The organism is Vagococcus sp. WN89Y, from assembly GCF_052220145.1.
Classification (GTDB): Bacteria; Pseudomonadota; Gammaproteobacteria; order Enterobacterales; family Enterobacteriaceae; genus Kosakonia.
This window is the reverse complement of sequence record NZ_JBQPOM010000067.1, coordinates 95,909-108,399: the sequence shown is the minus strand read 5'-3', so window position 1 is coordinate 108,399 and position 12,491 is coordinate 95,909. Positions and strand designations below refer to the sequence as shown.

Sequence of the window (12,491 nt, the reverse complement as noted above, 5' to 3'; positions counted from 1 at the left end):
GTTGAACTTTTGCAGTTGCCAGACCGCAAGGTGTTTTAACAAATCAAAAGGGGTTTTAATAACTGGCTTAAAGCTGAAAGCTTTCCGGAACCCCCAGCCTAGCTGGGGGTTTTCTATAGACAAAAAACCGCAGCCTGTATGGGCCGCGGTTTTGATATCTCAAAGCAGAGTTTACGGCAGAATGGACGGCTGATCCGCCCCTTCTTTCTCCACTTTCTGTTGCAGAAGGTGTTCGCGCTTCATACCCAGTTTCAGCGCCAGCGCCGAAGCAACATAGATAGAAGACGCCGTACCGATAGAAACACCAATCAGCATGGTCAGGGAGAAGCCTTTGAGCATCGCGCCGCCGAATAGATAGAGCATCAAAATCACGACCAGCGTCGTGCCGGACGTAATTAAGGTACGATGCAGAGTCTGCGTCAGGGAGATGTTGAAAATCTCATAAGGCGTACCGCGACGAATCTTACGGAAGTTCTCACGAATACGGTCAGATACCACGATACTGTCGTTAAGTGAGTAACCAATGACCGACATCAGCGAGGCCACGATGGTCAGATCGATCTCAATCTGAAACAGTGACAGCACGCCCATGGTGATAACCACGTCATGCGCCAGCGCAATAACCACGCCCGCAGCCAGACGCCACTCGAAGCGAAAACCCACGTAAACCAGGATACTGATAAGCGCCACCAGCAGCGCCATGCCGCCGGTCTGCGCCAGATCCGCACCCACGCTTGGGCCAACGAATTCGATACGTTTCACCGCCGCGTGCTGGTCGGTCGCCTCGTTAATCACGCTCACGACCTTGCTACCCAGCACCTGCCCGCCAGATGTCCCTTCCGCAGGTGGCATACGCACCATAATATCGCGGCTACTGCCAAAATTTTGCAGCAGCGGGTCCTGGAAACCAGCCTTCTCCAGCGCGTCACGCATGACGTCCATATCGGCAGGTTTTTCCAGCGATATTTCAATAACCGTACCGCCGGTGAAATCCAGACCCCAGTTAAAACCACGCACGCCCATCACAATGATGGAGAGGATCAGCAGCCCACCGGAGATGATAAAGGCCCAGTTGTCCCAGCGCATAAAGTCCCAGACTTTACGACCGTGGTTTAATTGTTCAACAGTATAATCCTGTGCCACAACGCACTCCTCAGATAGACAGCTTGTTAATGCGTTTGCCGCCGTACAACAGGTTGACGATGGCACGGGTACCGACAATAGCGGTAAACATTGAGGTCGCCACGCCAATACCGGTGGTGATCGCAAAACCTTTAATGGAGCCAGTACCAACCGCGTAAAGAATAAGCACTTTAATCAGGGTGGTAACGTTCGCATCAAAAATGGAGGAAAACGCGCCCTGATAACCTTCATGGATCGCCTGCTGCACGGAACGCCCGTTTTTCAGCTCTTCCTTGATACGTTCGTTTATCAGTACGTTAGCATCCACGGCTACCGCAAGGGTCAGTACAATACCCGCAATCCCCGGCATGGTCAGCGTAGCGCCAGGCAACAGCGACATAATCCCGACAATCAATACCAGGTTTGCCACCAGCGCGGACGTCGCAATCAGACCAAACTTCTTATAGAAGAAGATCATAAAGATGATTGAGACCACAAGACCCGCCAGACATGCTTCCAGACCCTGCGAGATATTCTGCGAGCCAAGCGTTGGGCCGATAGTACGCTCTTCAACAATCTGAATAGGCGCTATCAACGCACCGGCACGTAACAGCAAGGAGAGCTGTCGCGCTTCGGTCGGGTTATTAATACCGGTAATACGAAAGCTATTACCCAGTCGGGACTGGATATTGGCGATGTTAATCACCTCTTCCTGCTTCACCAGCACCGAACGCCCGTTAGCGTCTTTCTTACCACTGTCTTTATACTCCACAAACAAGGTCGCCATCGGTTTACCGATATTATCCTTGGTGAAGTTGGACATGATGTTACCCCCGGCGCTATCCAGTGAAATATTCACCTGCGGCTGGTTGTACTCATCCTGGCTTGATGTGGAGTCGGTAATGTGGTCGCCGGTCAGAATCACGCGTTTGTACAGCACAACCGGCTGCCCTTCGCGCGTTTGCTTCACTTCAGAATCACCCGGTACACGACCAGCGGCGGCAGCGGCGGCATCAGCACTGGTGTTAACCAGGCGGAACTCCAGCGTCGCGGTAGCGCCGAGGATCTCTTTTGCTCGCGCCGTATCCTGAATACCCGGCAGCTCCACCACAATACGGTCAGCGCCCTGGCGCTGCACCAGCGGTTCGGCTACGCCAAGCTGGTTTACACGGTTACGCAGAATGTTGATGTTCTGCTGCACCGCATATTCGCGGGCTTCGCTAAGACGGGCATCGCTCATTACCGCGCGCAGTACATTATTGCCCTGGTTAGTGATAACCAGATCGCGGTGACGGTTGGTGAGGTAAGCGTTCGCCTCATCGCGCGCCTTGCTGTCGCGGAACTGAATGCTCAGGCCATAGTTATCTTCCTTACGCACGGTGGTGTAAGGAATGCCTTTCTCGCGCAGATCGCTGCGCAGGCTATCAATGTTCTGTTCCTGGAGTTTGCCAAGCGCGGTTTGCATGTCGACTTCCATCAGGAAGTGCACGCCGCCACGCAAGTCGAGACCGAGTTTCATCGGTTCGGCTTTAATCGCGCGCAGCCAGAGCGGCGTTGCCGGGGCAAGATTAAGCGCCACAACGTACTGGTCACCCAACGCACTCAGCAACACCTCACGGGCGCGCAGCTGTGTGTCGGTAGAGTCGAAACGCGCAAGAATAGCGCCTTCTTCCAGAGCCACAGACTTCGCGTTGATTTTTTCTTCTTGTAAACTTTTCTGGACCTGGATCAGCGTTTGCTCACTGGCGGCGACGCCGCGCGCGCCAGTGACCTGAACAGCCGGATCCTCACCATACAGGTTGGGAAGTGCGTAAAGCAGGCCGACGATAATCACGACGGCCAGCATGATGTACTTCCACAAAGGATAACGGTTTAACACGGCAGTTCCCTTTGGGAAAACGGATGATTACAGCGCCTTCATCGTGCCTTTCGGCAGAACGGCAGCTACGAAGTCACGTTTGATGACTACTTCAGTGGTGTCGTTCAGCGCGATAGCAATGTAGCCGCTTTCAGCTACTTTGGTTACGCGGCCAACCAGACCACCGTTGGTCAGCACTTCATCACCTTTGGCGATGGAGTCCATCAGCTTTTTATGCTCTTTGGTGCGTTTTTGCTGCGGACGCAGGATCATAAAGTAGAAGATCAGACCGAACACGACCAGCATCAGGATCAGAGACATCGGGCTGCCCTGTGCCGGCGCGCCTGCTGCCGCTACCGCATCAGAAATAAAAAAGCTCATTGAAATTCCCTCATTATTAAATTAATCAACGTTCAAAGGTGGAACAGCTCGACCCTGACGTTGGTAAAAATCCGCTACGAAGCTCTCTAATTTACCCTCTTCGATAGCCTTGCGTAAACCAGCCATTAGGCGCTGATAATAGCGCAGGTTATGGATAGTATTGAGACGTGCGCCCAATATTTCGTTGCAGCGATCGAGATGATGCAAGTAAGAAAGCGAATAATTGCGACATGTATAGCAATCACACTCCGGGTCCAGCGGGCCGGTGTCGCTTTTATATTTCGCGTTTCGGATTTTCACCACGCCATTGGTCACAAACAGATGACCGTTACGGGCATTGCGCGTCGGCATTACGCAGTCGAACATATCGATACCGCGGCGCACGCCCTCGACCAGATCTTCTGGCTTACCAACGCCCATCAGATAGCGAGGTTTGTCTGCCGGAATCTGCGGGCAGACATGCTCCAGAATGCGGTGCATGTCTTCTTTCGGCTCACCGACAGCCAGACCGCCGACAGCGTAGCCATCAAAGCCAATCTCTACCAGACCTTTGACAGAGATATCGCGTAAATCTTCGTAAACGCTGCCCTGAATGATGCCAAAAAGCGCATTTTTGTTGCCAAGTCCGTCAAAGCGCTCGCGGCTGCGTTTCGCCCAGCGCAAAGACATCTCCATTGAGCGCTTTGCATAGTCCCAGTCTGCCGGGTACGGCGTGCATTCGTCGAAGATCATGACAATATCGGAACCGAGATCGTACTGAATCTCCATCGATTTTTCCGGATCGAGGAAAATCGGATCGCCGTTGATCGGGTTGCGGAAATGCACGCCCGCTTCGGTAATCTTACGGATATCCCCCAGGCTGAAGACCTGGAAACCGCCGGAATCCGTCAGGATTGGCCCTTTCCACTGCATAAAATCGTGCAGATCGCCATGCAGCTTCATGATCTCCTGACCCGGGCGCAGCCACAGGTGGAAGGTGTTTCCCAAAATGATTTGCGCGCCGGTTGCTTCGACTTCTTCCGGCGTCATTCCTTTCACGGTGCCGTAGGTGCCTACGGGCATAAAAGCAGGCGTTTCAACCACGCCGCGCTCAAACACCAGACGACCGCGGCGGGCGCGTCCGTCGGTGGTATCCAGTTCAAATTTCATTTTTTCTCCAGCCAGAAAGACAGTCTGACGTTTAAAGCCAGCGCCGCGGAGCTATTCCCCGACGCGTTCAGTAAGAGCCTGCGGATTGTACGTGATAAACATCGCATCGCCGTAACTAAAAAAGCGATATTTTTCAGTAACGGCGGCTTTGTAAGCGTTCATTGTGTGTTGATAACCGGCAAAAGCGGAAACCAGCATAATCAACGTTGATTCCGGCAAGTGGAAGTTGGTGACCAGCGCATCAATCACCCGATATTGATACCCCGGATAGATAAAGATTTGCGTATCGCCAAAGAAGGGTTCGATGAGCGCATTTTTCGCGGCCTGCGCAGCGCTTTCCAGCGAGCGCACGGAGGTGGTCCCCACGGCGACCACACGGTTACCACGCGCTTTCGCCGCCAGCACGGCATCAACCACCTCTTGCGGCACTTCTGCATACTCGGAGTGCATCGTATGATCTTCAATACTGTCTACACGCACCGGCTGAAACGTCCCTGCGCCAACATGCAGCGTCACAAAGGCCATCTCCACGCCTTTATTACGCAGGCGCTCAAGCAGCGGTTCATCAAAATGTAAACCGGCGGTCGGCGCGGCGACGGCGCCCGGTTTCTCGCTGTAAACGGTCTGATAAAGCTCGCGATCGGCGTCTTCATCCGGCCTGTCGATATAAGGCGGTAGCGGCATATGGCCAATAGCATTGAGGATATCCAGCACCGGGCGCGCATCGTTAAACTGCACTTCGAACAGCGCGCCGTGGCGCGCCACCATTGTGGCCTGAATATCTTCTGCATCGCCTAATAACAGTTCTGCGCCCGGTTTTGGCGCTTTAGAGGCGCGAATATGTGCCAGAATACGGTTATCATCCAGCATGCGCTCAACCAGGACTTCAATTTTCCCGCCGCTGGCTTTACGCCCGAACAGGCGCGCCGGGATCACGCGGGTGTTATTAAACACCAGCAGGTCGCCGGGGTTGAGCTTATCGAGGAGATCGGTAAAGGTACCGTGCGTCAGCGCGCCTGTTGGGCCATCCAGCGACAGCAATCGGCAACTGCTGCGCTCAGGTTGGGGATAGTGGGCAATCAGGGATTCGGGCAATTCAAACGAAAAATCGGTAACGCGCATGACACCAGCTCTGGACAAAATAAGAGGCGGCTAGTCTAGTGCCCACGCCACTTTGCTGCAACCACTTGCCGCTTTTGGTATAAAAGATAGCCTTAATCGTTCGTGTTAAAGCACGAAGCCGTGCTGTCAATTCGCTAACCAGCAAGGTGAAATATAACGGATAACGTATGAATTTTTTAGCGCACCTGCATTTAGCCCACCTTGCCGACAGTTCGCTGCCTGGCAACCTGTTAGCCGATTTTGTTCGCGGTAATCCGGCGAATCTCTACCCGGATGATGTCGTGGCCGGTATTCATATGCACCGGCGCATCGACGTGCTGACCGATAATCTGCCGGAGGTGAAAATCGCCCGCGAATGGTTTCGCCCGCATACCCGCCGCGTTGCGCCCATCACGCTGGATGTGATGTGGGATCACTTTGTCTCGCGCCACTGGGCACAGTTGTCGCCGGATTTACCGCTAAGCGAGTTTATTCGCTACGCCCATTCGCAGGTTGCCACGATTCTGCCCGACTCCCCGCCGCGCTTCATCAACCTCAACCATTACCTCTGGTCAGAGCGCTGGATGGAGCGTTACCGCGACATGGCGTTTATTCAAAATGTGCTAAACGGTATGGCCAGCCGCCGCCCGCGCCTCGATGCGCTGCGGGACTCCTGGCAGGATCTGGACGAACACTACGCAGAACTGGAAACCTTGTTCTGGCACTTTTACCCGCAGATGATGGCGCAAGCCCGCGCAAAAGCACTTTAAGACTTGCGCTTTACCCCGGCTTCGCTATGTTGGTGAGCAAAATTACGCTAACAGATGACTATTTGCTCAGCGCTTTATTTAATACTTCTACCTGGACTGGGCGTGATATGCGCCGTAAATCTTATAAAGAAAGGAGTACTTTATGGTACTGGTAACTCGTCAGGCTCCGGATTTCACCGCTGCTGCCGTACTGGGTAGTGGCGAAATCGTTGAAAACTTCAACTTCAAACAGCATACCCACGGTAAACCCACCGTACTGTTCTTCTGGCCGATGGATTTTACCTTTGTTTGCCCTTCCGAACTTATTGCTTTCGATCATCGCTATGAAGAGTTCCAGAGCCGCGGCGTGGAAGTGGTTGGCGTCTCGTTCGACTCTGAGTTTGTGCACAATGCATGGCGCAACACGCCGATAGAGAAAGGCGGTATCGGTGCGGTGAAATACGCCATGGTGGCCGATGTTAAGCGTGAAATTCAGCAGGCTTATGGTATTGAGCACCCGGACGCGGGCGTTGCGCTGCGCGGTTCCTTCCTGATAGATAAAAACGGTATTGTGCGCCATCAGGTGGTAAACGATCTGCCGCTGGGGCGCAATATTGATGAAATGCTGCGCATGGTTGATGCGTTGCAGTTCCACGAAGAGCATGGCGATGTCTGCCCTGCGCAGTGGGAAAAAGGGCAGAAAGGGATGAATGCCTCACCGGACGGCGTGGCGAAATATTTAAGCGAAAACAGCGCTAAACTTTAAGCGCCAGCATAAACAAGGCTCGCACTGCGAGCCTTTTTTGCCTCAAAGAGACGCCCCGCCCCGCTATCCATTTCACTTCCTGTGGCGTAAAGCGCGCTATTTAGCCGAAATTCTTACGCCAGAGCGTGCGCCAGAAAGCACCTTTACAAATAAGAAATAACCAATAAAAACGCCATGGACTTTCTGGCCGTTTATAGAGGATCTGCCTGCTCCGGGCACGCCAAAGGCAAATTTTTGGAAATTATTCGGTAACTGATTCGCTATCACAGCAAAATATGTTGCCGGATAATATCGCACATCTTTAGATTTTTACGCCAAAAAGGCATTTGCGGATAGTTTTTAGCGCTACAAAGTTGCACGTGGATGGCATTTTATTTAAGGTAGTGGTCGGCGTTTTTGTGCGCCACATCACAATCTTCAGCCTCTTATAGCTTTCTTTTCCTGAGATACACACGTTACGGCTGCGAAAGCTATAAGATCGCTTTAAGCGTCTTCATGGGGAGTTTATGAGCACCAGAACGATCTCAACAAATCAACAAAACCGTCCCGAAACGTCAGCAAAAACAAACGAATTAACGGTAGACGATATCACCGTTATTGACAGCAAATTACTCAAACGCGCCGTCGGTGCTGCCGCTTTAGGCAATGCCATGGAGTGGTTCGATTTCGGTGTTTACAGCTATCTTGCCGTGATCATCGGTAAAGTCTTTTTCCCCGATGCCAGCGCCACCGCGCAACTTATCGCCTCTTTCGGCACCTTTGCCGCCGCGTTCCTTGTGCGCCCGATAGGCGGCATGGTCTTCGGCCCGCTGGGCGACCGCTTCGGCCGCCAGAAGATCCTCGCCCTGACCATGATAATGATGTCGGTAGGCACCTTCTGCATCGGACTTATCCCTGATTACAACAGCATCGGGATAATGGCTCCCGTGCTGCTGCTTACCGCCCGCCTGGTGCAGGGTTTTTCGACCGGCGGAGAGTACGGCGGCGCGGCAACGTTTATCGCAGAATACTCCACGGACAAACGCCGCGGCTTTATGGGCAGCTTCCTTGAGTTCGGCACGCTGGGCGGTTACCTGCTCGGCGCGATGCTGGTCACCGTAATGATGGCAGCCATCCCAACTGAAGCCATGCTGGACTGGGGCTGGCGTATCCCCTTCTTCCTGGCCGCACCCTTAGGGCTGTTTGGTCTCTATATTCGCCTGAAGCTTGAAGAGACACCGGCGTTTAAAGAGCATATGGATAAGCAGGAAGCGCTGGAGCACAGCAAGCCGCGCCTGAGCCTGTGGCAAATGCTGAATAAGTATAAAAAACAGATGCTGAAATGCATCGGCCTGGTGCTGGTGTTTAACGTATCGAACTATATGCTGACCTCTTACATGCCAAGTTATCTGACTGGCGTGCTGGGGCTGAACGAGTTGACCGGGCTTTTGCTGGTGATGGTTGTGATGTTCGTGATGATGCCGCTCACGCTGATGTGGGGTCACTGGACCGACCGTATCGGGCGTCGCCCGGTCATCGGTATGGGTGCGGTGGGCCTGATAGTGCTGGCGATCCCCTGCTTTATGCTGATAGGTTCTGGCAATATGTGGGCGGTATTTGCAGGCCTGGTGGTGCTCGGCTTTCTCCACACCTGTTTTAGCGGCACCATGCCCGCTACCCTACCCGCCCTGTTCGTGACCGATATTCGCTACAGTGCGCTGGCGATTGGTTTTAACCTGTCGGTGTCACTGTTTGGCGGCACCACGCCGCTGATAACCGCCTGGCTGGTGGATACCACCAACAATGTGATGATGCCTGCGTATTATATGATGGGCGCAGGCGTGATTGGCCTGGTCACCGTGTTGACCCTGCGTGAAACGGCGCGTAAGCCGCTGAGCGGCTCCTCGCCTGCGGTGGCGTCCCATGCGGAAGCACACCGCCTGATTGACAAACTTCGCCGCCAGCATGGCCGCAAACCGCAGCGAACGCCGCACACCGTTTCTGGCTAAGCCTCCCACTTAAGGCTCGCACGGCGAGCCTTTTTTATGCCTGCCACACGCATGCGCTGATGGCCGGTAGCATCAGGCAATCCGCCTCCAGCGTCCCGGTGCCTTCTTTTAGCCGCCAGGTGTTCCCGCCTAATAAGGGGCATGGCTCCGGCACAACCTCGCAGGCATCGCCACGGTTAATCGCCACCAGCACGCGCTGCTGCTGGTACACGCGCATAAACACCAGCACATCTTCTCTGGCATAAATCACCTGGCAGCCGCCGTAACGCAGCGCCTGGCTGCGGCTGCGCAGTTTTGCCATCCGTTGATAGAGTTGCAACAGCCCCGCGTCCTGGCGGTTTTTATCCCACGGGAAGGGTTTGCGGCAAAGAGGGTCGTTTGCGCCATCCAGCCCGACCTCGTCGCCATAATAGATGCAGGGCGTGCCGGGCCAGGTAAACAGCCAGACCACTGCCAGCGGTAATCGCGCAACGTCCTTGCCAAGCAAGGTTTTAAAACGCGGCGTATCGTGGCTGTCGAGCTGATTAAACATGCGCAGCTGCTGCTGGTGCGATAGCCCGGCGCGGTAATTATCCATCCATGCCGCGCAGGTTTGCGCATCGATTTTTTGCGGATCGTATGAGATATCGGTATTGGCGAGAAACGCCCACACCGGCAAGGTAAAGCCGCGATAGTTCATGGCGGCGTCTTCTGCATCCGCCTGTAGCCACTGGCGCGCGTCGCCAAAATGCTCGCCAAACACATACGCCTGCGGCTGCGTCTCTTTAGCCGCGCGGGTGATGCCGGTGACATGCTGCAAATTATTATGCGCGCCGCCACCTTCGCCCAGCATATGCACCACATCCAGCCGCCAGCCGTCCATATTCCACGGCGCTTTCAGCCAGTGGCGCACAATGCTGTCCTCGCCCTGATAGATTTCCGCCACCAGCGTTGCAGAGCGGTAATCAAGCTTCGGCAGGCTTGAGTAGCCAAGCCAGTCACAGGCGTGACCGTGCTCATCAAAGCTGAACCAGTCACGCCAGCCGGACGCCGGATTATGACACGCGCCGCCAGTGCCGCGATTATGCCTGTCAAACCAGCCATGGGTATCGCCGCTATGGTTAAACACGCCGTCGAGAATAAGGCGCATCCCTTGTGCAAGGGTATTTTGCCGCAAGCGTAAGAGCGCCTCGTCGCCACCAAACTGCGGATCGACATGACGGTAATTTTCGGTGTCGTACTTATGCACGCTTGGCGCCATAAATACCGGGTTCAGGTAGAGCGCCGTCACGCCAAGTTGTTTCAGGTAAGGCAGTTTTTCACTGATGCCATCAAGGCAGCCGCCGTAAAAGGTAGAGCCGCCCGCCTCAAGACTGAGCGGTTCGTCCCAGTCGCGCCGGATAATCGTCCGGCCCGCGGCGTGGTGATAATACAGCGCATCCTGCTCTGGTGTGCGCGTGCTGGCGCGGGCAAAACGATCGGGGAAAATCTGATAGAACACCTGGTCCGCCACCCACTGCGGCCCGCTGTCGGGGCAGTCTGTCGCAAATTGCTCAAGCCTCGCCGGGGGAAAGCGGCTAAACCCTTGCGGGGTAAACCAGAGCTGCCGGTCTTGCCACAGCAGTTTAAAACTGTAGCGGCGGCGCGGCTGCCCCTGTTGCAGGTTGATGGCTCCCCGCCAGAGCGTGGCTCCGCTTGCGGCAGGCTTGCGCATTTTGCGCATCGCAACCGGTGTTTCTTCGTTATCAACCTCGGTGCGTAATATCACCCGCTCCGGCTGCCCGCGACCGGTAAGCCAGAGAGTGATGATTAACTGGTCGTGTTGCTGTTTTACAAACGGCGCAACCGGCAAGTGCCAGGCATTCAACATCCCGCGTTCCCCTTCAATCAATGAAAGATCACTTTTTCACAGATGTCAGAGTATTACCTCCTTCCTTCCCTTTTTTTAAGGGGGTGAGAGGCGGGGCTGATAAACGAAAGGTTAACAGAAAGGAATCAGGGCGGCACAGCGCACCGCCCCGGCAGGGCTACACTTTACGGCGCTTAAAGACCCAGCCAATCAGCAGCAGGGCGACCCATGCAAAGCCCACATACAAAGAGATGCGGGTGTCCGGGTGCCAGCCAATCAGCGCGATAATAAAGACGAGGAAAATCAGCCCGGCGATGGTCGTTGCCACCCCGCCCGGCACTTTAAATTTCAGCGCCTTGACCTCCTCGCGCGACAAGCGACGGCGAAAACCAATTTGCGACAGCAGGATCATAATCCACACCCATACGGTGGCGAAGGTCGCCAGCGAGGCGATCACCAGGAAAACATTTTCCGGCATGATGTAGTTCAGATAGACCGCCAGCAACAGCGCAATGGTCATCACCATCACCGTGACCCACGGGATACCGCGACGCGAGGTTTTGGCGAACATCTTCGGCGCGCTGCCCTGCTCGGCCATACCGTGCAGCATACGCCCCACGCCAAACACATCGCTGTTAATGGCTGACAACGAGGCGGTTAACACGACAAAGTTCAGGATGCTGGCGGCAAAGGTGATGCCCATATGCTGGAAGGTGAGCACAAACGGGCTGCCGTCCGTCCCGACCTGGTTCCACGGGTAGATAGACATAATCACAAACAGCGTGCCGACATAAAACACCAGAATGCGCAGCGGCACTGAGTTAATCGCACGCGGGATAGATTTCTCCGGGTCTTTCGCCTCGCCAGCGGTGATCCCGATGATTTCGATACCGCCGTAGGCGAACATCACCATTTGCAGCGCCATCACCGTACCCAACCAGCCGTTGCTGAAAAAGCCGCCGTGGCTCCACAAGTTGCTGATACCGGTTGGCTGGCCGCCGTTGCCGATCCCCCAGATAATGATGCCGAAACCGGCCACAATCATCACGATAATGGTGGCGACTTTAAAAAACGAAAACCAGAACTCCAGTTCGCCGAACACCTTCACGCTCATCAGGTTGATGGCGCAAATAATCAGCACCACGCTGAGCACCCAGATCCAGTGCGGCACAGTCGGGAACCAGACGCCCATATAAATACCGAAGGCGGTAACGTCAGCAATCGCCACGATCAGGATTTCAAAACAGTAGGTCCAGCCGGTGATATAGCCCGCCAGCGGGCCGAGGTTTTCCTGCGCGTAACGCGAGAAAGAGCTGGCGGAAGGGTTATGCACAGACATTTCGCCCAGCGCGCGCATAATAATATACGCGGCAACCCCACCAATGATGTAGGCCAGCAGCACGCTTGGCCCGGCCATTTTGATGGCATCTGCGGAACCGTAAAACAGCCCGGTGCCGATTGCTGACCCCAGCGCCATAAAGCGAATGTGCCGGGTGCTTAACCCTCGCTTCAGCTTATTCGTTCTTTCCATCGTTTCCACTGTCATTAT

The 12,491-nt window shown here is 54.7% G+C and carries 10 protein-coding genes; 3 read left to right on the top strand and 7 right to left on the bottom strand.

Going from position 1 to position 12,491, the window contains the following annotated elements; genetic code table 11:
- Positions 1-171: 171 nt before the first annotated feature.
- From secF to queA, 5 genes are read right to left on the bottom strand one after another with little or no spacing between them, the layout of a single operon-like run.
- On the bottom strand, positions 172-1,143 hold the full coding sequence (secF, locus tag ACTU3N_RS19615) for a protein translocase subunit SecF (protein WP_443087810.1): 972 nt from the start codon (positions 1,141-1,143) through the stop codon (positions 172-174).
- A gap of 10 nt (positions 1,144-1,153) precedes the next feature.
- Positions 1,154-3,001, bottom strand: coding sequence for a protein translocase subunit SecD (secD, locus tag ACTU3N_RS19610; protein WP_443087809.1), 1,848 nt, complete (start codon positions 2,999-3,001; stop codon positions 1,154-1,156).
- 27 nt (positions 3,002-3,028) lie between these two features.
- Positions 3,029-3,361 (bottom strand): preprotein translocase subunit YajC, encoded by a 333-nt coding sequence (gene yajC / locus ACTU3N_RS19605; protein ID WP_443087808.1) that lies wholly within the window; start codon positions 3,359-3,361, stop codon positions 3,029-3,031.
- A gap of 21 nt (positions 3,362-3,382) precedes the next feature.
- Positions 3,383-4,510, bottom strand: a complete 1,128-nt coding sequence (gene tgt, locus ACTU3N_RS19600; protein ID WP_443087807.1) for a tRNA guanosine(34) transglycosylase Tgt — start codon at positions 4,508-4,510, stop codon at positions 3,383-3,385.
- Between the two features lie 51 nt (positions 4,511-4,561).
- Entirely contained in the window at positions 4,562-5,632 is a 1,071-nt protein-coding gene (gene queA / locus ACTU3N_RS19595; protein WP_443087806.1) for a tRNA preQ1(34) S-adenosylmethionine ribosyltransferase-isomerase QueA, read from the bottom strand.
- Between the two features lie 167 nt (positions 5,633-5,799).
- Here queA and acpH point away from each other — a divergent pair, with 167 nt between their 5' ends.
- The 3 genes from acpH (at position 5,800) to proP (ending at position 9,114) form a co-directional block, all read left to right on the top strand.
- A complete protein-coding gene (gene acpH, locus ACTU3N_RS19590; protein WP_443087805.1) occupies positions 5,800-6,381 on the top strand; it encodes an ACP phosphodiesterase in 582 nt (193 codons plus the stop codon).
- Positions 6,382-6,523: 142 nt separating this feature from the next.
- Positions 6,524-7,126, top strand: a complete 603-nt coding sequence (locus tag ACTU3N_RS19585) for a peroxiredoxin C (RefSeq protein ID WP_443087804.1) — start codon at positions 6,524-6,526, stop codon at positions 7,124-7,126.
- A 506-nt stretch (positions 7,127-7,632) separates the two neighbouring features.
- On the top strand, positions 7,633-9,114 hold the full coding sequence (gene proP, locus ACTU3N_RS19580) for a glycine betaine/L-proline transporter ProP (protein ID WP_443087803.1): 1,482 nt from the start codon (positions 7,633-7,635) through the stop codon (positions 9,112-9,114).
- A gap of 34 nt (positions 9,115-9,148) precedes the next feature.
- Here the strand turns inward: proP and malZ are convergent, their stop codons facing one another.
- Both malZ and proY read right to left on the bottom strand, forming a co-directional pair.
- Complete coding sequence (gene malZ / locus ACTU3N_RS19575) at positions 9,149-10,963, bottom strand: maltodextrin glucosidase (protein WP_443087802.1); 1,815 nt, start codon at positions 10,961-10,963, stop codon at positions 9,149-9,151.
- A 157-nt stretch (positions 10,964-11,120) separates the two neighbouring features.
- Positions 11,121-12,473: a proline-specific permease ProY gene (gene proY, locus ACTU3N_RS19570; RefSeq protein ID WP_443087801.1), complete on the bottom strand. Its 1,353-nt coding sequence runs from the start codon at positions 12,471-12,473 to the stop codon at positions 11,121-11,123.
- Between the last annotated feature and the right edge of the window lie 18 nt (positions 12,474-12,491).